This is a genomic window from Klebsiella sp. w6 (genome assembly GCF_033100215.1).
Taxonomy (GTDB): Bacteria; Pseudomonadota; Gammaproteobacteria; order Enterobacterales; family Enterobacteriaceae; genus Klebsiella; species Klebsiella variicola.
This window is the reverse complement of sequence record NZ_CP136907.1, coordinates 3,425,514-3,445,412: the sequence shown is the minus strand read 5'-3', so window position 1 is coordinate 3,445,412 and position 19,899 is coordinate 3,425,514. Positions and strand designations below refer to the sequence as shown.

Here is a 19,899-nt window from a genome sequence, read left to right as displayed (position 1 = left end):
ATTATTTATGCGCTTTAATGCTAAAAATGACCACGCCAAATATTTCTAACTCTTCGGCATTATGAAACGAAATGGAAGCGTAATCGCGATTGTGCGGCACTAGCTGTAAAAAAGGATGAGTGCGAAGTTCTTTCACGGTGAATTCACCTGCGATAGCCGCAATGACGATATCACCATGTACGGCAGACAGTGAGCGGTCAACCACTAAAAGGTCTCCATCACTGATGCCGGCATCACGCATAGACTCTCCGCTGACTTTGATGAAGTAGGTAGCACTCGGATGTTTTATCAATAATTTATTGAGATCCAGCCTGTCCTCAACATAATCCTGAGCGGGGCTGGGAAATCCGCAGGGCACCCTCTCGGAGAAGAGGGGGAGCATGAGTGGGGGCGAAATCTCAGTTGGCCGAGTAAACTGCATGGTATCGATCCTCGAATACTGTTTTTATATACAGTATTATTGAATGTGCTGATGGATCAAGGCGCACGTGACGTTGTTTTTATAACTGCATGAATATAATGATGATTTATGTAAAACATGCCATGTGGTGTTGTTGCTGAACTGCCATCGCTGTGTAGCGCGACCAGTACGCCCAGGTTGATGTTTGCCCGGTAAGACGACCGCTGTATTACATGGAGCATGATCGACTCTTTTTTCACCCTCTCTTCGGTATTTAATATTATTGAGAAAGCGAAGGGTATGAGGATGTTTCATTGGAGGATGTTTATAAAATATTGTCACCTTTATCTTTCAGTGTGGAAAGACATTATTTATTTTAACTTAAATGGCTTGACAAATTTGATGGCAAGGATGGATTTGAGCAACTGCTCTAATTTATCTTTATCATCTGCGGGATCCGAAAGTGATACGCTGTGATTAACCATGACACTACATAACCAGGGGATCTACTGACATGAAAATTTTTTTCCAGGGCACCAGACTTAAAAAAGTAAAAATACTAACGGTTGCCTTTTCTTTCGCCTTTTTCACCGCATCGGTGCTGGCAAAGCCCTCGCAATCAGAGAGTTATAATGTCGCCGTTTATCGCGGGGAGGCCGGGTGCCCAGGCTGTTCTGAAATGGTGGTAAAATCGCTGGTCGCGACAGGCCTGCCTCTGCACATCTCTTATGTTGGCGAAAAAGAAAAGCTGAAATTAAATGCGCAAACACTGAAAAAATTCGATCTCTATATTCAACCTGGCGGCGGTCAGGATATACCCGGCTCTTATCAAGCCCTGGGTGATGAAGGGGCAGAGGCTATCCGCAATTTTGTGAAAAGTGGCAAATCCTTTCTTGGTCTTTGTATGGGAGCCTATCTTGCCGACAAAGACTGGATAGGGCTTATTGATGCGCCTTTAGAATCAGAGGTGGGGAGACCCGGTTCGCAGGCCGTTGATGAAGGCGATTATACCCTGCAACTGACATGGAATAATAAACAAGAGCCTTTTTACTACCAGGATGGGCCTTATCTCAACAGTAGTATCTCAAGTACTGGATTCCAGCCGATCGCTTACTACAAGAATGGAGATATCGCCATTGGTAAGTACCGGTATGGTAAGGGAAACATCATCCTGTCAGGTCCGCATCCTGAAGCCGATGAGACCTGGATAGACAGCGCTGCGCCAGGGAATACGACGGCAGAAAGTAAAATGCAGCGTATTTTAAGTTATCTCAATATAAAAAAGGGTTAACTGATACGCTACCTTGCTTCACCCACTCAGAAATCCTTTTTAAGGATTTTAAAGGCAAGCTCAGATATTTCATTAAGAAAAATGCTGCGTCTGTCTTCTGAATAATCGAGGATCAGCAAGCTGGAATACCCATCAATTAATGTGTTTATTTGTCTGGCTGAGGTAGCGGCGTTTTCCGCAAGGAACTCGCCTTCCTGCATCCCTACGCTAATGATGCCTTCAAGAATAGTGATCCATTGCAGGGAGTGATCGTGCACTAATTTAGCATAATCCGCATCGCGTGCTGCCATTGGCCATAGTTCAAGGTAGAGCAGCCAGTGTGCCGAAGGTGCATCGGGTAACAGCGTTCTGATATAGAGGTTTACTCTTTCACTAGCGCTCATTTTTTCTGACGCGTTTAAAAACGCATGACATTCTTGTATGTCATTTTCAAACATATACTGAATAGTGGATTTCTTGAGCGTTTCCCAGTCTCGATAATAGTGATAGATATGACTTCTGGAAATATTCATTTTCTGCGTCAAATCACGGGTTGAGACATTGCTAAACCCTTTTTCTCTGAACAGTTGTAGCGCAGCTATTTTTATCAACTCAGAAAAATTGGCCGTTTTCAATATTTCAACCTTAATCACTATCCATTAAAGCGCGAACTATATCATAATTTCTGAAACCTTGCACGTGTTCAACATTCGGGGATAGCTGTTAGCATTGTGTTTTTTATAGCATTAACAAAATAACGAAAATCTATTTTGTGGGTCTGGTATAAATTCAGCTGCAGGGAGGTTGCTTTATTATTAGCTATGCGCAGGATGCTATTCCTGCCGCGTGCGGTGGTGGCCGCAACGGTGGAGTGGAAAACCGGGAAAGAGAACGTCGCTATTACCCGGTGAGCTATCATGATGACAACGTGCTTATCGGCAAGGTAGGCGATAAGCACGGCATTTTTCAGACCGAGCGTGGTTTGCCGCCGCGTGGGTAGCCGCTGCGCCACCACACGCTTTTAACGCAATTGCGCGCAGGCGCCCGCTATCCGCTGGCAGGCTTGGGTTAGCAGGCCATCTTCTATCGCATACGCAATACGCAAATACCCCGGCATTCCAAACGCGGAGCCGTGTAAAACGGCCACCTGGGTTTGTTCTAATAGCCAGTTCGCCAGCGCGCTGTCGTTGCGAAGGATTTCGCCGCCAGGGGTCATCCGGCCCATGAGCGCCTGGCAGTTAGCAAACACATAGAATGCCCCCTGGGGAGCGGTGGCGCTCAGGCCATCGGTGGCGGCAATCATTCCCAGCACCTGCTGGCGGCGTTTATCTAACACGTTGAGCCAGCCGTCGAAGAAATTGGCTGAGTGGTTAAGCGCTGCGACCGCCGCAGCCTGCGAAATACTGCTGGGGTTGGAGGTGCTTTGTGATTGCAGGATCTGCATGGCGGCAATCAGCCATTGCGGCCCTCCCGCATAGCCCAGACGCCAGCCGGTCATGGCGTGGCTTTTGGACACACCGTTTACCGTCAGGGTACGTGAAACCATCTGCGGGGCGGCCTGGGCAAAAGTGGTAAAAGGGATATTGTCATAGCGCAGCGGCTCGTAAATATCGTCGGCCATCACCAGCACCTGTGGGTAATCCGCCAGCACCGCAGCCAGGGCACGCAGTTCCTGCTCGCTGTAAATCGCCCCCGTCGGGTTGCCCGGCGAGTTGAGGATCAGCCAGCGCGTTGATGGGGTAAGGGCGGCGGCCAGTTGTTCCGGCGTCAGCTTCCAGCCGTTTTGTTCATCACAGGGCACAATCACCGGTTCGCCATCGGCCAGAGAGACCATATCCGGATACGAGACCCAGTAGGGGGCGGGAATGATGACCTGCTGCCCGGCGTCGAGGGTGGCCAGAAAAGCATTGAAAATAAGCTGCTTGGCGCCACTGCCTGCGATGATCTCTTGCGGACGGTAATGCAACTGATTGTCGCGAGCGAACTTGGCGGCAATGGCCTCCTTTAACGCGGCGGTGCCGGAAACGGCGGTATACTTAGTCTGATGATGCACGATCGCTTCAATGCCCGCATAGCTGATATGGGCCGGGGTAGCAAAATCCAGTTCTCCTTCGCCCAGGTTGATAACCGGCTTGCCTGCGGCTTCCAGTGCCCGTACCTGGTCAGAAATGACCGCTGTCGGTGAAGGGCGTACAGATTGCATACGACGGGCGATTTGACTGTTATTCATAAATCCTCTTTTGTATCTAATGATTCAATTAATACAATTAGGTCCCCAACCTCAGCAGGAAACTCGCCGTGTCACCGATCTTTATTCTCGATAACACCTCTGCGCCCGCTCGCTACGGTATTACCGCCAGCCTGTGGGCTAATCGTCTTGGACTGCCTCTCTGGAGCCTTCGCCCCGACTTCGCCGGCGATGTTCCCGACAGCCATCAGCACGTCATTCGTGCCGGGTACTGCGTGACCAGCGGCCTCTGGCGCAGCGATACGCTGCGTGAAGAGGTGCGCGATATCGCCAGCCTGCCTGAGTCAGATGCTGTCATTGTGCTGGCGTCCTCGCAGGCAGCGCTTATCGCCGACCTGCCGGGCCAACGGCTGTTCAGCGATGACCGCAACCAGCGCCTGACGCTCAGCGACGGGCAACATACGGTGTTAGACCTCACCGCCGATCGCTATGGTCGCTGGGATGCCGGGGAGCCATCCTCTGCCGGGACGTCCTTGCGCATCGCACTGATTGGCCGTGAGTCAGACCACCGTCTGGTCTACCCCGCCACGCTTGGCTCACTGGGTGATGCCGCGGCGTCGCTGGGGCTGAACCTGGAGGTCCATTTCTTCGCGCCGGTCAGTCTGTCCCCTGGGTTACACGACCTCCACGACGTCCAGGGCGTCGTGTTGCCAGGCGGTTCCTCGATGGCCGCCGTCAAGGGACAAATCCGCGTGGCGGAAGATACGCTTGCCCGCGGACAGCCCACGCTGGGGTTATGCCTGGGAATGCAGAGCATGATGACCGCAGTCGTGCGCCGACGTCCGGGTTGCGAATCAGCCATTCCCGCCGAAGTGGCTCCGGATGAGGCTCTGCACAGCTTTGTTCCCTTTGTTGATGGCCGTCATCGCTGCGGCGTATTCCCTTTTTCCTTCGGGTTGATCCCCGGTGATATCCGCGAAATGCACTACAACCATCGCTACTGCTTTAACACCGACTTATTACCGGCGCTGGATCGCAGCGGGGTCAGCGTCAGTGCGCAAACGGACGATATCGTGGAGGCCATCTCCCAGCCGGAACTGCCGTTCTGGCATGGTGTGCAGGGGCACCCGGAACTGATGTCCCGCCCGGATGCGCCCCATCCGCTGTTCGTCGCCTTTTTACGGGCGGCGCTTAACGCGCCAGCGTAACGCCGCTACGGCTGTCGCTGGCAAGCGCCGACATGACGTGAGTCAGCTCCGCCAGCGCCGCGTCGTCGATCGGTTTTAACGGTGCGCGTACGGTGCCGCCGTTAAAACCGCGCAGCGCCATCGCCGCTTTCACCAGCTGCGGCTGACCATGTTTGCGCGCCAGCGCGCGATACGCGTACCACAGCTGATGCAGATCGCGGGCCGTGGCGGCATCGCCCTGTTCCACGGCCCGGAAGGTATTGATAATCAGCTCCGGCAGCGCGCCGCTGTTGGTGGTGCTGATGCCGTCAAACCCGGCCATCATTGGCCCGAGGAAGGCCAGATCGGAAGCACAGAACAGGCGCAGACGCCCACGCAGACGGTTGGCAATCTGGTCGATGGCGGTGGGGTTGAGATCGCCCTGTTTGATGCCGACCACGTTGGGGATCTCTGCCAGTTGTTCCAGCAGCGCCGGGGAGAGGGTGATGCCGATGCCCGGCGCGTTGTACACCAGGATGCCGGTTTTGGATAAGGGAGCCATCTCTTTGAAGTAGCTGACGATCTGTTGGTCAGTGATTTCGCTAACAAAGGGCGCGGTCACCATCGGCAGGCCGCCCAGCTCGCTTGCCAGCAGCGTCAGCTCGCGGGCATCGCGCGGGTCGGCGCTGGCGCTGCACAGCATGACCGCCACGCGGTCATCCACACAGGCCATGACTTGATGAAACAGCTCACGGCGTTCTTCGACGGTCATCACCGGGAATTCACCGTAGGTGCCGCCAATCAGCAGACCGTCATAACCCAGACCAATCACGCGTTCAATATTTTCACGTAACGCCGGAAAGTCGATCGCGCCGCTGGCGGTGAACGGGGTGACGGTGATGTTGAAAATACCGCGCAGGCGTTCACGGCATTCATTGATATCTTTCATTTTTCTTTCCTTACAGCAGTGTGAGAGGGCGAGCCAGGGAACCCAGCTGACGATATCCGGTTTCGGTCACCACCACGGTTTCACTGACGCCGACGGTAAATTGACCGTAGATCCGCAGAGCCGGTGGAATGTGGAAGGTCATTCCTGGCTGCAGCTCAGTGGTGACGCCACGATACAGACTGAGAATGCCGCCTTCGCCCCAGTCCGGCGCAAAGGCGATACCGATGGAGTAACCGGTGCGTTTTTTGAAGTTTTCGGTGAACCCGGCGCGATCAATCACCTTCTGGCAGGCCAGGTGCGGCGCTTCGCAGGTGGCGCCTGGACGAATGGCATCAAGAGAGGCCTGCAGGGCTTCCTGACACACTTTTTCCATTTCGATGGCGATAGCGGGCGGCCGCCCCAGCCAGGCGGAGCGCATCATCGCGGCGTGGTAGCGGTCGTGAGCCGCTGACATTTCCAGAAATACCGGGTCGTTATCCTGCATCACCCGACGACGCCATGTGCCATGCGGCACGCCGCTGCGTGGGCCGGTCGAGACCAGCGGTTCCATGCCGACATACTCGGAACCGGCGGCAATGGCGGCCCCCATCATCGCCGAGACCAGCGCGTTTTCGTCTGCGCCGCTGCGAATCGCCGCCATGCCCGCGCGCATGCCCGCGTCCACATAGCGCGCTGCGATGGCGATTTTTTCCACCTCCGCCGCCGATTTCACGGCGCGCAGCGGCTCGATGACGCCCGCGGTATCGGCAATGGTGCCGAGCCTGGCCTGCAGGGCTTCATACACGGCAACCGGCAGGAACCAACCGCGTTTGTCCAGCCCAATCCGTTTGTGGAGCCAGCCGCGCTGTTGCAGCATGCCCACCAGGAAATCCACCGGGTTATCGCCATCCTGGTAGATGGCGGCGTCAGAAATAAAGGTGTTGGCGATAAAGTTAAAGTATTCGAGCTGACGAATCACAAACACCGGATCCCCTTCTACCGGCAGCAACAGCGCCTGGAAGGTGTAATAGCCCGGTGTTTGCTGACCGGTGAGCCAGAAAATGTTTTCCGGGCCGGTAACGATCATGACGTCCAAGCCCGCGCGGCTTAAGCGTTCGCGGGTGCGTCGAATGCGTTGCGCATATTCATCAGCGCTAAAGGCGGACTCACTGCCCTGAATCACATTGTTAACATCTTGCATGAGTAAACTCCTGGAGTAAGTGGGCCTGCGCGGCATTAAACTGCACGCCCAGACCGGGTGAGTCATTGACGGTGACCAGGCCATTGCGGTATTCCAGCCCGCTGACGGGATCATCCGTTAAGCCATCGGCGCCATACAGCTCGGCAAATGCCGGTTGCACGACACGACACAGCTGGAGCGCGGCGGCGGTGGCAGCATGGCCTTCATTCATCTGGCCAATCATGAATGGCACGTCGGCGAGTCGCAGCCGGTTGGCGGCGGCCAGCGTCGGCGCAAGGCCACCCAGTTTCACCAGTTTGAGATGCCCCCACAGCGCACCTTTGGCGGCGATCAGCCGGGTGATGGCGGCATCACTGTTGAGGCTTTCGTCGAGCATGATCGGGATGCCGTAGGCGTACAGCTCCGCAAGCTGTCTGTCGTTTGCCGGGCTTAACGGCTGTTCGATGTAGCTGAGCTTCAGCTCGCGCAGAGACGGGAATGCCGCGTGAGCCTGCGCCAGAGACCACTGGCCGTTCACGTCAATCGCCAGCGAAATCTGCTGGCCGAACCGCTGGCGCAGCCGTTGCAGACGGGCCAGGTCGGTAGCGAAATCCGCCACGCCTGTGCGCAACTTCAGCTGGGTGAAACCGCGATCGACATAGCGTTGCGCCTGCTCCAGCATCTGTCTCTCGCTGCCCCAGAACAGGGTCTGGTTGGTGTGCCACGCAGGCAGGCCATCCCGCGCCCCCAGCCAGGCGGCAACGCTTACCCCTTGCTGACGCGCCAGCAGGTCGTGCAAGGCCATATCCAGCACCATGCGCGATGGCGGCAGGAGCGTGCAGTCTTCGTCATCTAGCGCGGCGAGTCGCGCGGCGGGCGCCTGGCGCCAGTCCCAGCGGCGAAGTATCTGAAGCAGGTTGTTCAGCACCTGCTCTTCGCGGTAGCCATGCAGGTAGCGAATGTTGAGCCGCACTTCGCCAATCCCGGTCACCCCCTGGTCTTCCAGACGCAGCCAGAGCGTGTCGAGCGCCGTCACCGGACCAGAGGCAGCGGTATGCAGCGTCACATCGGCGTAATGCAGATCTCCCCGAAAGAGCTGCGCTTTCATAAACCGGGCTCCGGCGGCAGCATGGCGAGCGCAATATCGAGATAGAGGTAGGCCGCTGCGATAAATTCATCGACAGGGACAAATTCATCGGGTTTGTGAGCCACGGCCAGCGAGCCGGGGCCAATCACGACGCCTTTTGCGCCCAGCGAACGGAAATGCACCAGGTCACATCCCCCCTGAAAACCAAACGGGCCGGGTTCGCTCTGCCCATGACGGCGACAGGCAGCAAGGCTTTGCTCGACAATGGCTTCGCGGCTGTCGGTTTGCGTCGCGCCGCCGGTAGTGGGCTGCCAGGCGATAATTTCGGCTTCCACACCTGCATGTGCGTATGCGTGGTCGAGCAGTTGCTGCAGTTCGGCTTTGACGACCTCTTCGTCTTCGCCCGGAACCATGCGACGGTCAAGCAGCAGCTCACAGCTGTCTGGCACCACGTTGTCCGCATGGCCGCCGTGGATGCGGGTTACCGTCAGGCTGGCGTTGCCGACCAGATCGTGGCAGCGGCAACGCACCTGCTGGTGGTGGGCTTCTTCAATCAACCCTAACAGACGCGCTGACTGGTAAATCGCGTTAACCCCCAGCTCCGGCGTACCGGAATGCGCGGTGACGCCTTTAACCCGCACGCGAGGACGTAAGCTGCCTTTGTGGGCGGAGAAGGTGGCATTTGAGGTCGGCTCGCCAATCACCGCGAAATCAATCGCCGGCGGATTATCGCGGACGTAGAATTTCGCCCCTTCGCTGGCGACCTCTTCATCGGCGGTGAACACCCCCATCAATGTGCCGGACCACTGCTGACGGTTGGCAGCCAGCAGACGCAGGGCTTCAACCATCGCCACCAGCGGGCCTTTGGCATCGCAGGCGCCGCGTCCATACAGGCGTCCGTCACGCTCGGTGAGCGTGAAGGGATCGCTGGCCCAGCCGCTGCCCGCCGGAACGGTGTCAAGGTGGGTGTTAAAGGCGAAACACGGCCCCGGTCCATTGTTCAGGACGGCGATAACGTTGGTCCGCCCCGGTGCGTATTCGCTAAAGGAGAGATCGAACCCGGCGGTCAGCAGCCAGCCTTCCAGACATTCGGCGGCTTCGCGCTCATGGCCCGGTGGATTCTCCGTGTTGATGGCAACCAGCGTCGCTAAGTCCTTTTTCATACGAGCGCTGTCAACCTGATAACTGGACATAGGAACTCCGTGATTAATGTAATATTTGCGTCAGGAAGCGCTGCGCGCGGTCGCTGACATGGCCTGCGAAGAAATCGCTGGTGTTGGCGCGATCGATAATTTCGCCGTCTTCCATAAACAGAATCTTGTTAGCGGCCCGACGGGCGAAGCCCATTTCGTGAGTCACCACCATGCTGGTCATGCCTTCTGCGCTAAGCTCCGCCATGACTTCCAGCACTTCACGGATCATCTCCGGGTCGAGGGCGGAAGTGGGCTCGTCGTAGAGCATCAGCTCGGGCTTCATCGCCAGCGCCCGGGCAATCGCCACGCGCTGCTGCTGTCCGCCGGAGAGCTCGTCCGGAAAATGGTCTGCACGTTCGTTGATGCGCACTTTTGCCAGCAGGTTGTCCGCCAGTTTGCGGGCATCAATACGGTTCATTCCCAACACCGTCATCGGGGCCAGCATGATGTTTTCCGCTGCGGTCAGGTGCGAGAACAGCTCGTAGTTCTGGAACACCATGCCAATGCGCTGACGCAGTTTGTGCGCCGGCACATCGCCCCGGCTGATGTGCCGGCTGGCGAAGAACACATCGCCGCTGTCGGCGGGCGAGAGCATGTTGACGCAGCGTAGCAGGGTGGATTTTCCCGAGCCGGACGGGCCAATCAGCACCACGGTTTCTCCGCGTTGCACGGTCAGAGAGCAGTTTTTGAGTACGGTCTGGCGACCAAAAGTCTTATCAATGCCGATCATCTCCAGCAGCGGTTTCTCACTCATGGTTCCTCCCGGACGGTTTTCGGTAATTTAAACAGGCGAGTCAGCCGCTTCTGGCTTTTGCTGCGGCGCTGCCTGGGATCCAGCACGCCTTCCAGCCACGACTGGAAGATCATGAACAGGCTGGTGAGCAGCAGGTAATAGATGCCCGCAGCGCAAAGCGCTTCGAAGTAACGGAAGCTGGCGCTGGCGGCCTGGTTAGCGACCAGCAGCAGTTCCTGAACGGCGATAACCGAGACCAGCGCGCTCGATTTCAGCATGCTGATCATCTGGTTACCCATCGGCGGCAGAACGATGCGTGCGGCCTGAGGCAGAACGATTTTTCGCATGATCTGGCCGTGAGTCATCCCCAGCGCCATGCCGGCGGTGCGCTGGCCGCTTTTCACCGCCTGCAGGCCAGAGCGCAGAATTTCCGCCATGTAGGCGCCTTCATTGAGCGAAAGGGCCAGCACTGCACAGGTAAACGCGGAGAAGCGTAAGCCGAAGCCTGGCAGCACGTTGTAGACAAAGATTATCTGGAACAGCACCGGCGTCCCGCGAAACAGCCACAGGTAGAAAAAGGCCAGCCCTTTCCCGGCGCGAAACGGCGCTTCCTGCAACAGCGCCAACACCAGGCCCAGCACCACGCCACACAACAGTGAGCAGAGGGTAATCAGTAGCGTCATCCACGCACCCCGAATAAATTCGGGGGAGAGGAAGTACTGCCACATTAAATCGATCGACATAGCGTTCTCCGGTTAATGGCAAACGGGTTAGAAAAGGGCAACGGAGTCTGGGAAGTTCCACTTCTTAATCAGTTGCGTGTAGGTGCCATTTTTGACGAGGCTCTGCAGACCTTGCTCCAGCAGGGCCTGGGTTGCGGTATCGCCTTTACGCACGGCAAAGGCGATGTGAGTATTCGCTTCGAACTCGGCGCCAACCGCTTCGAACATGCCGGCTTTTTCGGTAAACAGGGCGACGGTGCCCGGCGTGGAGAGGAACTCGGCATCGGCACGTCCCTGGGCGACGGCCACGGCGGAATCGGTGGCGGCGGGGAACGTCATGACGTTGATGGCCGGTTTTTTGGCCTCCACGCAGCGCTGATTGTCTGCCCGCGCCTGGCTCTCTTCGATCCCGCCGAGCGTCACGGCGATGTTTTTGCCGCAGAGGCTCAGGTCACGTCCGGTGATGTTGGCCGGGTTACCTTTGCGGACCACCACGCGGCTGCCGATTTTCAGATAGGGTACGAAGTCAACCTGCTCGGCACGGGTCGGATTGACGTACATGGCGGAGTTGATGATATCCAGACGTTTACCCTGCAGCGCCGGAATAAGCCCTTTGAATTCCATCGGCATTGGCGCCGGCGTCAGTTGGATCTCTTTGCTTAGCGCGTTGATCAGGTCGATATCGAAGCCGGTAAGCTTGCCTGCTTTCACGTATTCAAAAGGCATGAACGTCGCTGCCGTTCCATAGGTCAGTTGACCCTTGGCGATGGTTTCCACCGCCGCATGGCTGACCAGCGGCAGGGCGGTCAGCGCGAACATCAAAGTACGCACATGGCGAAACAGAAAAGAATTGCTGGACATAGTCGTCTCCTGGCTAAGGTTTAAATTGAATTTAGTGAGTCAATAAATACAATTATGCGTGTGAAAAAAATGTCTCATTCTGGTGCGTATTGCACGTTAAGCGTGCACTCCTTGCTTTACTTTGCTGCGTTTTGTTGCTCGTGATATTGTATATATCGACCACAACAATGCACTTCAGGGAATCGTGAATTCATGCAGCCTGACTCCACTGCGAGCAGTCGCCGGATAGCCCGGCAAATACTCGACCTGATATCTGAAGCAAGATTCGATCCAGGTCATCATTTACGTGAGCAACATCTTGCCGATGCGTTGGGTGTTTCGCGTACGCCGGTACGTGCCGGGCTCAAGGAACTGACCCGAATGGGGGCGGTTGAAGCGCGGCCAAACCAGGGTTTTTTCCTGCTTAAACGCAGTAATGAGCTGGATCAGCTGGAGATTGAGCAGTCCAAGAGCAATGACCAGAAGTTGTACGAGCAACTGGTCCATGACCGCATTGCAGGTATCCTGCCGGAATCCTTTACCCAGACCGAAATCAGCCAGCGCTATGATGTTGATCGCGGCGTGCTGACCCGTACACTGGTGAAGCTATCGGAGGATGGCCTGATTGCCCGCAATGCAGGGCATGGCTGGCGCTTTCTGCAAACCCTGAACTCCGATATCGCTCTGCGCAATAGCTACGGTTTTCGCCTGATGATTGAACCGATGGCGTTGCTGACGCCCAACCTGCATGTTGACCGGCAGATGCTTAAACGTCTGCGCGCCCGGCATCTGAGACTCATCACCCACCCGGACATTACGCAGGTCCCGGCCAAAGAGATTTTCGAAACCGATGCGGCGTTTCATGAGTTGCTGGCAGAGGCCAGCGGCAACCTGTTTGTATTACAGGCTATTCAGCAGCAAAACCGGCTGCGCCGCCTGCTGGAATTTGGTAGCTATCACAATAAGCGTCGCGTAAAAGAGTGGTGCGAAGAGCACGTTGCCATCATTGATGCCCTGCGAGAGAACAAACAGGAACAGGCGGCAGAGTTGATGAGAAAACACCTGCAATACGCGTTTGACCAGGTCAATGTAAAAAGCCCACGCGTATAACTGGCATCACTATTGCACATAATGCTCCTGAAAATACAATCAGGAGCATTTATGAATTTGCAGATACAACAGCGTGTGGCACTGGTTTGCGGTGCGGGAAGTGGTCTTGGACAGGCTATCGCCTGCTCGCTGGCGCAGGAAGGCGTGAAGGTCGCCGTGACAGGCCGCAACAGAGAGAAGCTGGCGCAAACGGTGGAACGCATCACTCAGCTGGGCGGTACCGCCCGCGCCTGGCCGCTGGATCTTGCCGTCCCGGAACAGTTTGATACGGTCATCGCCGATATCCGCGAGCACTGGGGCGACATCGATATTCTGGTCAATAATTCCGGTGGCCCACCGCCCACGCTGGCACAGGGGACGGACGGCGCCGTCTGGCAACAGCAATTTTCAGTAATGGTCGCCTCGTTGATCCAGCTCACCGATAAACTACTGCCCGCCATGCGCAGCCGTGGCTGGGGACGCATTATTACCTCCACCTCGTCCGGTGTGATTGCCCCTATTCCGGGTCTCGCCCTGTCGAATGCGCTGCGCATGAGCTTACTCGGCTGGTCGAAAACCCTTGCCGCTGAAGTGGCGGCCGACGGCGTCACGGTGAATGTGATGGTGCCTGGGCGCATTGCTACCGACCGGGTGGGGCAGCTGGATGCTATCAAGGCGAAACGGGAACATTCCACTGCGGAAGCGGTCGCGGAGAAGAGTCGTCTGAGCATTCCGGCGGGACGTTATGGCCACCCCCATGAGTACGGCGCTACCGCTGCCTTTTTGGCAAGCCAGCCTGCCAGCTACATTACCGGGGCGGTGATCCGGGTCGATGGCGGATTGATTGGTTCGGTTTAGTGGGGAGTCGCGTGCAATGCCAGTCGCTGGTGTCGTTGACTGGCATTCACGCCTCTCTCGCGCTCATTCAGAATGAGGTGTTAACTATTGCGTACCGGGTGCGGGACAGGACGCCAGACCGGTTATCTTGTTTCTTCCCGCGTTGATGATCCCTGATGGTTCACCATGAAAAGTGCTGAAAGGGTGAGCAGTATGGCGCCGCTGATCAGTATCCACCCGGCGTGCTGAAAGGCGGCTAAGCTACCCTGCGTATGCGCCAGTCTGACGTAGCACGCCGTCACCAGGGCCGCGCCAGCCATCGCGCCAACACGCTGCAGGATGTTGAGAATCGGTGCTGCATCAGAAACATGACGGGTACCCGCCATCGCCAGGCCTGCCGCCATCGCCGGCACTGTCGCAAGGGCTAAACCGAACCCTCTGATAGCGAGTGCGCTACCGACCAGGAGGTAGCTACTGCCTCCATCAATCATGGCCAGCGGCCATGTCGCTAACACCGAGATCAAGCCGCCAACGATCAGCACCACGCGAGGACCCAGCCGGTCTGAGAAATAACCGGCGACCGGGAATCCTATGGCAGAACCGATTAACTGCGGGGTAAGGAGCAAACCCACATCAGCCAGTGCTTCATGGCAAACGTCGCGGAAATACAACGGGAGCAGGAACTGTCCACCAAAATTCACCGCACCTCCGATAGCCATCAGCAACGCCGATAATGTGAAGCCACGATGTTTGAAAAGGCTGAGATGAAGTAAAGGCGAGTCAATGCGAAAAGAGCGAAAGATAAACAAGCCGATAAACAGTGCGCCCACGCTGAGTAAGATAATGTTCCCGCTATTTTCACCACTATTCAGGCTGACACCTTTAATACCCTCCATGAGCAGGGGAAGGCTACAAAGAATCAGTATTAACCCCATCCAGTCCAGGGAGAGCGGCTTATCATTTTTTATTGTCGGGCGAGGGAGTAATTTCCATCCCGCAAGCCAGGCACAGAGAGATAAGGGGACATTAATAAAAAACAAGACTCGCCATCCGCAGACCTGAAGCAGCACGGCACCCAGAGACGTTCCCAGTAAGGGCGCAATGACGATAGCCACGCCTATCGTACCAATGATCCGCCCGAGGCGCTCACGACCGACCACCAGACCCAGGATCGTCTGCCCGGCCGGCACGAGTAACCCGCCTGCCAGACCTTGCATTATTCTGGCGGCGAGCAGCACCTCGACATTCGGGGATAACGCGCAAACTGCCGAGAAAACACCAAATAAAATAAGTGCATAGAGCCAAAGTTGGGTGGCGCCAAACCGTTTTACCGCCCATGCGCTAACCGGAACGCCTGCGGCCAGCGCCATGAGGTACGCGGTGGCTATCCACTGGATGGAGGCGTCCGTCACCCCAAGGCCGTTTGCCATGGCCGGAAGCGCAGCACTGAGCATGGTGGATGAGAGCATGGTAGCGAATGCCCCAAGGGTGATGATGGCGGCTTGCAGCCACAAAACCGGCGGGATGGCATTGATGGGGCCAGCATGGTTTGTTTTCTTTACCTGCGTATCTCGATTGATATTCATGGGATGACCTTTAGGTGCGATGCGTTAAAAATCTATCATTGATCAATTTTTCTATCAATGATAGATTTATTTTCATCAATGGCGCCGGTAGGCTCCTGGTCAGGAGAAGATCTCTTTTCATCTACCACGGGCTCGGTTGGATGCATTAACAACAGGATGAACACCATGGCTAAAATTCAGCGGGATCAGGTCATTAATGCTGCATTAGCACTCTTAGATGAAGTCGGGCTGGAAGCGATAACGACGCGAAAGCTGGCGCAAAAGCTGGGGGTAGAATCCGCAACGCTGTACTGGCATTTCAGGAACAAGGCCAGCTTACTGGAAGAGATGGCCGCAACTGTTTTGGCCAGGCACCATTCGCTTCCGCTGGCTGAAGACACGGCCGAGTGGGCAGACTGGCTGGCAAATAACGCGCGCAGTTTCCGCCGCGCGCTTCTCGCTCATCGGGATGGCGCACTGCTCCATGCGGGGACAACACCGGCGCGGGTAGGAGGGGAAACGTTCTACCCAAAGGTGGCTTACCTTATGCGGGCCGGCTTTTCTGAGGCCGAAGCCGCAATGATATTACTCACTATGAGCGAATATACCCTGGGATGCGTATTAGAGGAGCAGTCTCGTACAGACAGACATGATGATGAAAGATTGTCTACACCCTCAACAGAAATCAGTCGTATCGATGCGCTTACCCACCAACATCCGGATACCTGTTTTGAGTTCGGTCTGTCTTTGATCATGAAGGGGTTATTAAAATAACTCGTTCCAGATTTCAGCTATTGCGACAGCGTTTTAATGATTTTATATCCGGAGCGTTATTCTCCGGACATTACTGAACATTGACCTCCCGATGGCGGGAGGGTTATTTGTTCATGGCGCAAGAATCACCGCAGCGTCGGGGATCAGGATCCTGTTTTATACTGGTTAAAAAAATGCAACAACGCGCCGGGTGTCTCGTCCCCAAAGAGAATGCCTGCCATTGCCTGCGCGTCGTTGGCCGCACTTTCGACGCGGATAAACATCTGTTCTTCATAAGCGGACAGCGCGGCTTCAGGATTATCTGCATTGGCCGCAATCGCGAGTCCCAGCTCAGCGCCATCCTCTAACGCGAGATTAGCGCCTTCGCCGAACGGCAGCATAAGATGCGCGGCGTCGCCCAACAGCGTTACGCCTGCTGTTCGCGGCCATCGAAGTCCGGGAGGTAAAAAGTGAATAGGGCGCAATACGGGCTCACCATCACCCTCCGTAATCAATGTTTGCAGTGGATGCGCCCAGCCATCGAATTCATCGACTATGCGTTGCACGTCAACCTGTGCATTAGCGGACGTCACGTCAGCGAACCAGGCCTGGGGTTGGCACAGAGCAATGTAAACGTGGATCACGCCGCCAGGCTCCCGGTGCGCCATGATACCCTTGCCTGGCGAGAGCGCAAAAAATGAGCCGCGGCCTACTGCTTGCGCGCAAGCCAGATGATCAGTATCAACGTGACTAAGCCAGCGCTCGACATACGAAAATCCCGCATAGGCAGGGACAGCATCGGTGACCAGAGCGCGGACACGCGACCAGGCACCATCTGCGCCCACCACCAGGGAGACCCTGGTGGTGGCGCCATCCGTAAAGTACAAACTATGCGTGCCGTCATCATGGGGGACGATATCTGCCACTTTACGGCCCCATTGCACGGTGTCCGCAGGAAGCGACTCCAGCAGCAGCGTGCGAAGCGCGCCGCGAGAGACTTCTGGTCGGCCGCCCAAACCATCATCGAACTGCTCGAACAATACGTTGCCCTCTTTATCGAGTACGCGCGTGGATTGACCACCAGGAAGAATAAGGGCCCGGAAGGCATCGTACAGGCCTGCCGCTATCAGCGCCCGCTGGCCATTATGATCGTGGATATCCAGCAAGCCACCTTGTGGGCGGGCCTCGGGAGAGGCTTCAGCTTCGTAGACCACAGAGGAAATGCCGTGAACATGTAAAACACGTGCGAGCATGAGGCCGCCGAGTCCTGCTCCGACGATGGCAATGGATGAGGTCATTTTTTCGCTCCAGGTAAGGTATGGCGGGTGTCGTTGTCCGGCTGTTCCTGGTTTCGATACCGCACGAATAAGGGGAGTGGACGTGAAATCTCATCCCGGGGACCAACGGAAGCCTGAGGGTATGCTGAGCGGTATTGCCCATAATGTTCCCGGACAATTGGGGGCCGGGCCCCCCGCCTGACTCTCCTCTCTGCGCTCAGCTTACACTTAGACGAGTAAGGTTCTCTATATTGACCATTGCTGGTTAATCGTCAAGGCCGTCATTCAATACCCCTTCAGCGGACGCCTGCCTGTGGCCATGGTCACCGAACTTCACCCACTCAGGTTAAACGACGTCGATGACGCGGATCCCTCTGTGTTTCGCCATCTTTATGCACTCCGCCGTATCTTCTCCGCCAGGAAAAGCCAGCAGTACGTCAGGGCGGCTGTCTTCCAGCATAAACAAATTGCGCCTTGTCTCCGCATATTTTCCGTGCAGCGCCCAGTTTGCCGGGTAGCGGATCACGTGAACGTCGATCCCGCGCGCCCAGTTTTCTATCGCGCCGCCCAGCGCCTGGTGCCCTCCGTGAATCAACACGTTAATCGTCTGTGTACGGGCATAGAGATCCAGCACATGGGTGATGGTATGGGTGTCGGCATAAAACCGACCCGAGCAGATTAACACTCGCATTTTTTGTACCTTAACGTTGCTTGCCTTGAAAAGGATCTCGTCCGCGCGCTGGCGGTTATTGTTTTTTAAACATCCGGCGGCGTTTCAATAAACCGCAGCGAGGTATCGCCCAGGCGGTCAATGACCGGGTAGGCGACGGCGGCGATATGGTGATGCACGCGGCGGTAGTCCCGTAGCACCCGCTGGAAAATGTCGCCGGATTCCGCCCAGGCATTCTTGTCCTCCCGCAGTTTTTTGAAGTGCTCGCGGCTGGCGGAGGCCTCCAGCTGGCGGATGGTTTCTTTGCGCTGCACCAGCTGGTGGGCAGCAGACAAGTCTTCACGCAGGAATGCCGCTATTCCTAAGTTCAGGCTGGTGAGGAGCTCCGCATGCAGCAGGCGAATATGGTGTAATTCAAAGTCGTTAAAATGTTCTCCCCGGCGTGCGCGGCGCGTGGCCAGCTGGGTCAGATTGCTGGAGAGAATGTCGCCCGCGTGCTCAACATTGATGATGAACATCAGGATCTCCTGGGCACGAGCGGCATCCGCATCATTCAGCCCGTCCTGACCAATGTCGGCGAGGTAGGCGCGAACCGCCGCGCTGAGCAGATCGACCGACTGCTCCAGCTGGCGGATGTCATCGGCAGCCTGTTTTTCCTGGGTCACAAACAGCACCAGCAGTCGGTCCAGCATGATGGTTAGCATGTCGGCGGCGCGCAGCGATTCGCGAACCGAATTGGACAGGCCGATATAAGCCACTTCCAGACCCGCATCGTCGAGATACATCGGCATACCCGGGTCGCCTACGCGCTCTTCTTCCGGAAACAGTCGCTCCAGGAAGCGAGCCATTGGCACGTTCAGGCCGATAAACAGCAGCGCGAGCGCCACGCTAAAGGCGGTATGAAACCACACCACCAGCTGCGGCGTGTTCAGCCCGGATTTACGGGCGATCGCCATCAGCAACGGCAGAAGCAGTAACGCCAGCGCGCAGCCGGACAGGCGGACCATCAGGTTGCCAACCGGCAGGCGGCGGGCCACCGCGGACCCGGCGTTTAACACCGGCGGTAACGCGCCGCCGATGTTGGCGCCAAGCACCAGCACCAGGGCCGTAGCCGGGGTCAGCGTGCCGGTACCGGCGAGGGAGGCGATCAGCAAAATCATCGCCACGCTGGAGTGGCACAGGAGCGTCAGGAGCGCCGCCACCAGCAGGGCAATGAAAATATCGCCCTGTAGCCCCTGCATCACGGCATGAAACACCGGCGTGACCTCAATGTCCTGCAGCGTGCCACCCAGTAAATGCAGCGCCAGCAGCATCAGGCCGAGGCCAATCAGGGCGCAGCCCACGCTTTCAAAGCTGGAATGGTCGCGTAGCTTGAAAACCACAAACCCGGCCAGCAGAAGCAGCGGAATGGCGATTTCCATGTTAAAGCTCATCAGCTGGACCACCAGCGTGGAGCCGATGTTGGCGCCGAGCATCACCGCAAGCGCGGGGGCAAGGCTTAGCGTACCTGCGGCGGTAAATGACGTCGCCATCATACTGACCGCCGTGCTGCTTTGCAGAATGCCGGTAATGCCAATGCCGGAGAGCAGGGCGGTCCAGCGGTTAGTGAGGTGGCGTCCCATCCAGTTGCGCAGCGGCGTGCCGAAGCCGCGCTGCAGCGCCGTTGAAATCATATGGCTGCCCCAGAGCAGCAATGCGATGGCGCCAGCCAGGTGAATTAACAGAGTGGTTCCGGACATTATGAATTCCCCCTCTACAGGGCGGGTAGTGAAATAAAACGCAGTAACCTGATCGAAAAACGATGTATGGCGCTGGCGAGGTTCAGTAATGCTTTAGTGTGTTGATAGTTAATCTTCCCTCCGGCGTACCATGCCAGGGCACGGACGCGAAGGGTGCGGGTTATTTTCATTAAAAATAAGACAATCAACGCGATGGTCTTATTTTTAATCAGGAAAATGATGGAATGTTGCTTTTCCATAATGCTTCCAGCCTGTGTGGCCT

20 protein-coding genes are annotated in these 19,899 nt (G+C 56.5%); 5 read left to right on the top strand and 15 right to left on the bottom strand.

What is annotated here, in order from left to right:
• Position 1: 1 nt before the first annotated feature.
• On the bottom strand, positions 2–421 hold the full coding sequence (umuD, locus tag R0140_RS17065) for a translesion error-prone DNA polymerase V autoproteolytic subunit (protein WP_008807676.1): 420 nt from the start codon (positions 419–421) through the stop codon (positions 2–4).
• 493 nt (positions 422–914) lie between these two features.
• Between umuD and R0140_RS17060 the strand changes: the two genes are divergently transcribed.
• Positions 915–1,691 (top strand): BPL-N domain-containing protein, encoded by a 777-nt coding sequence (locus R0140_RS17060; protein WP_110203827.1) that lies wholly within the window; start codon positions 915–917, stop codon positions 1,689–1,691.
• A 26-nt stretch (positions 1,692–1,717) separates the two neighbouring features.
• On the opposite strand, the gene R0140_RS17055 is transcribed toward R0140_RS17060, so the two are convergent.
• Both R0140_RS17055 and R0140_RS17050 read right to left on the bottom strand, forming a co-directional pair.
• Positions 1,718–2,305: a TetR/AcrR family transcriptional regulator gene (locus R0140_RS17055; RefSeq protein ID WP_022065835.1), complete on the bottom strand. Its 588-nt coding sequence runs from the start codon at positions 2,303–2,305 to the stop codon at positions 1,718–1,720.
• A 386-nt stretch (positions 2,306–2,691) separates the two neighbouring features.
• Positions 2,692–3,900, bottom strand: a complete 1,209-nt coding sequence (locus R0140_RS17050) for a pyridoxal phosphate-dependent aminotransferase (protein WP_023322391.1) — start codon at positions 3,898–3,900, stop codon at positions 2,692–2,694.
• Between the two features lie 68 nt (positions 3,901–3,968).
• Here R0140_RS17050 and R0140_RS17045 point away from each other — a divergent pair, with 68 nt between their 5' ends.
• Positions 3,969–5,066: a glutamine amidotransferase-related protein gene (locus R0140_RS17045; RefSeq protein WP_023322392.1), complete on the top strand. Its 1,098-nt coding sequence runs from the start codon at positions 3,969–3,971 to the stop codon at positions 5,064–5,066.
• Here R0140_RS17045 and R0140_RS17040 read toward each other — a convergent pair.
• From R0140_RS17040 to R0140_RS17010, 7 genes are read right to left on the bottom strand one after another with little or no spacing between them, the layout of a single operon-like run.
• Entirely contained in the window at positions 5,050–5,973 is a 924-nt protein-coding gene (locus R0140_RS17040) for a dihydrodipicolinate synthase family protein (protein WP_023297410.1), read from the bottom strand. The genes R0140_RS17045 and R0140_RS17040 overlap by 17 nt on opposite strands.
• 10 nt (positions 5,974–5,983) lie before the next feature.
• The gene (locus R0140_RS17035) at positions 5,984–7,153 is read right to left on the bottom strand and encodes a M24 family metallopeptidase (protein ID WP_317703868.1); all 1,170 of its coding nucleotides are present in this window, start codon (positions 7,151–7,153) and stop codon (positions 5,984–5,986) included.
• On the bottom strand, positions 7,140–8,240 hold the full coding sequence (locus tag R0140_RS17030; protein ID WP_110185149.1) for a mandelate racemase/muconate lactonizing enzyme family protein: 1,101 nt from the start codon (positions 8,238–8,240) through the stop codon (positions 7,140–7,142). The genes R0140_RS17035 and R0140_RS17030 overlap by 14 nt, the downstream gene beginning before the upstream one ends.
• Positions 8,237–9,412 (bottom strand): M20 family metallopeptidase, encoded by a 1,176-nt coding sequence (locus R0140_RS17025; protein WP_008807667.1) that lies wholly within the window; start codon positions 9,410–9,412, stop codon positions 8,237–8,239. Before R0140_RS17025 ends, R0140_RS17030 begins: the two co-directional genes overlap by 4 nt.
• Before the next feature lie 13 nt (positions 9,413–9,425).
• The gene (locus tag R0140_RS17020; RefSeq protein WP_100729939.1) at positions 9,426–10,166 is read right to left on the bottom strand and encodes an amino acid ABC transporter ATP-binding protein; all 741 of its coding nucleotides are present in this window, start codon (positions 10,164–10,166) and stop codon (positions 9,426–9,428) included.
• Complete coding sequence (locus R0140_RS17015) at positions 10,163–10,888, bottom strand: amino acid ABC transporter permease (RefSeq protein ID WP_023322396.1); 726 nt, start codon at positions 10,886–10,888, stop codon at positions 10,163–10,165. The genes R0140_RS17020 and R0140_RS17015 overlap by 4 nt, the downstream gene beginning before the upstream one ends.
• Before the next feature lie 27 nt (positions 10,889–10,915).
• The gene (locus R0140_RS17010) at positions 10,916–11,728 is read right to left on the bottom strand and encodes an ABC transporter substrate-binding protein (RefSeq protein ID WP_022065841.1); all 813 of its coding nucleotides are present in this window, start codon (positions 11,726–11,728) and stop codon (positions 10,916–10,918) included.
• A 192-nt stretch (positions 11,729–11,920) separates the two neighbouring features.
• Here R0140_RS17010 and R0140_RS17005 point away from each other — a divergent pair, with 192 nt between their 5' ends.
• Positions 11,921–12,817 carry a GntR family transcriptional regulator gene (locus tag R0140_RS17005; protein WP_012542124.1) on the top strand — a complete coding sequence of 299 codons (897 nt, stop codon included), beginning with the start codon at positions 11,921–11,923 and terminating at the stop codon, positions 12,815–12,817.
• Positions 12,818–12,868: 51 nt separating this feature from the next.
• The gene (locus R0140_RS17000) at positions 12,869–13,654 is read left to right on the top strand and encodes an SDR family oxidoreductase (protein WP_022065843.1); all 786 of its coding nucleotides are present in this window, start codon (positions 12,869–12,871) and stop codon (positions 13,652–13,654) included.
• Between the two features lie 122 nt (positions 13,655–13,776).
• Here R0140_RS17000 and R0140_RS16995 read toward each other — a convergent pair whose 3' ends face one another.
• Positions 13,777–15,219: a DHA2 family efflux MFS transporter permease subunit gene (locus tag R0140_RS16995; protein ID WP_048964440.1), complete on the bottom strand. Its 1,443-nt coding sequence runs from the start codon at positions 15,217–15,219 to the stop codon at positions 13,777–13,779.
• A 165-nt stretch (positions 15,220–15,384) separates the two neighbouring features.
• Here R0140_RS16995 and R0140_RS16990 point away from each other — a divergent pair, with 165 nt between their 5' ends.
• A complete protein-coding gene (locus R0140_RS16990; RefSeq protein ID WP_044613483.1) occupies positions 15,385–15,972 on the top strand; it encodes a TetR/AcrR family transcriptional regulator C-terminal domain-containing protein in 588 nt (195 codons plus the stop codon).
• 143 nt (positions 15,973–16,115) lie between these two features.
• Here the strand turns inward: R0140_RS16990 and R0140_RS16985 are convergent, their stop codons facing one another.
• From R0140_RS16985 to R0140_RS16970, 4 genes are all read right to left on the bottom strand, one after another.
• Entirely contained in the window at positions 16,116–17,249 is a 1,134-nt protein-coding gene (locus R0140_RS16985; protein WP_032732801.1) for an FAD-dependent oxidoreductase, read from the bottom strand.
• Positions 17,250–17,574: 325 nt separating this feature from the next.
• Complete coding sequence (locus R0140_RS16980) at positions 17,575–17,919, bottom strand: SLOG family protein (RefSeq protein ID WP_022065847.1); 345 nt, start codon at positions 17,917–17,919, stop codon at positions 17,575–17,577.
• Positions 17,920–17,984: 65 nt separating this feature from the next.
• A complete protein-coding gene (locus R0140_RS16975; RefSeq protein ID WP_032739599.1) occupies positions 17,985–19,637 on the bottom strand; it encodes a Na/Pi cotransporter family protein in 1,653 nt (550 codons plus the stop codon).
• 14 nt (positions 19,638–19,651) lie between these two features.
• On the bottom strand, positions 19,652–19,876 hold the full coding sequence (locus tag R0140_RS16970) for a hypothetical protein (RefSeq protein ID WP_016160720.1): 225 nt from the start codon (positions 19,874–19,876) through the stop codon (positions 19,652–19,654).
• Between the last annotated feature and the right edge of the window lie 23 nt (positions 19,877–19,899).

Bases quoted from the DNA above. Each gene is read 5' to 3' on its own strand.
- umuD (WP_008807676.1), bottom strand. From the start codon at position 421: ATGCAGTTTACTCGGCCAACTGAGATTTCGCCCCCACTCATGCTCCCC.
- R0140_RS17060 (WP_110203827.1), top strand. From the start codon at position 915: ATGAAAATTTTTTTCCAGGGCACCAGACTTAAAAAAGTAAAAATACTA.
- R0140_RS17050 (WP_023322391.1), bottom strand. From the start codon at position 3,900: ATGAATAACAGTCAAATCGCCCGTCGTATGCAATCTGTACGCCCTTCA.
- R0140_RS17040 (WP_023297410.1), bottom strand. From the start codon at position 5,973: ATGAAAGATATCAATGAATGCCGTGAACGCCTGCGCGGTATTTTCAAC.
- R0140_RS17035 (WP_317703868.1), bottom strand. From the start codon at position 7,153: ATGCAAGATGTTAACAATGTGATTCAGGGCAGTGAGTCCGCCTTTAGC.
- R0140_RS17030 (WP_110185149.1), bottom strand. From the start codon at position 8,240: ATGAAAGCGCAGCTCTTTCGGGGAGATCTGCATTACGCCGATGTGACG.
- R0140_RS17025 (WP_008807667.1), bottom strand. From the start codon at position 9,412: ATGTCCAGTTATCAGGTTGACAGCGCTCGTATGAAAAAGGACTTAGCG.
- R0140_RS17020 (WP_100729939.1), bottom strand. From the start codon at position 10,166: ATGAGTGAGAAACCGCTGCTGGAGATGATCGGCATTGATAAGACTTTT.
- R0140_RS17015 (WP_023322396.1), bottom strand. From the start codon at position 10,888: ATGTCGATCGATTTAATGTGGCAGTACTTCCTCTCCCCCGAATTTATT.
- R0140_RS17010 (WP_022065841.1), bottom strand. From the start codon at position 11,728: ATGTCCAGCAATTCTTTTCTGTTTCGCCATGTGCGTACTTTGATGTTC.
- R0140_RS17005 (WP_012542124.1), top strand. From the start codon at position 11,921: ATGCAGCCTGACTCCACTGCGAGCAGTCGCCGGATAGCCCGGCAAATA.
- R0140_RS17000 (WP_022065843.1), top strand. From the start codon at position 12,869: ATGAATTTGCAGATACAACAGCGTGTGGCACTGGTTTGCGGTGCGGGA.
- R0140_RS16995 (WP_048964440.1), bottom strand. From the start codon at position 15,219: ATGAATATCAATCGAGATACGCAGGTAAAGAAAACAAACCATGCTGGC.
- R0140_RS16990 (WP_044613483.1), top strand. From the start codon at position 15,385: ATGGCTAAAATTCAGCGGGATCAGGTCATTAATGCTGCATTAGCACTC.
- R0140_RS16985 (WP_032732801.1), bottom strand. From the start codon at position 17,249: ATGACCTCATCCATTGCCATCGTCGGAGCAGGACTCGGCGGCCTCATG.
- R0140_RS16980 (WP_022065847.1), bottom strand. From the start codon at position 17,919: ATGCGAGTGTTAATCTGCTCGGGTCGGTTTTATGCCGACACCCATACC.
- R0140_RS16975 (WP_032739599.1), bottom strand. From the start codon at position 19,637: ATGTCCGGAACCACTCTGTTAATTCACCTGGCTGGCGCCATCGCATTG.
- R0140_RS16970 (WP_016160720.1), bottom strand. From the start codon at position 19,876: ATGGAAAAGCAACATTCCATCATTTTCCTGATTAAAAATAAGACCATC.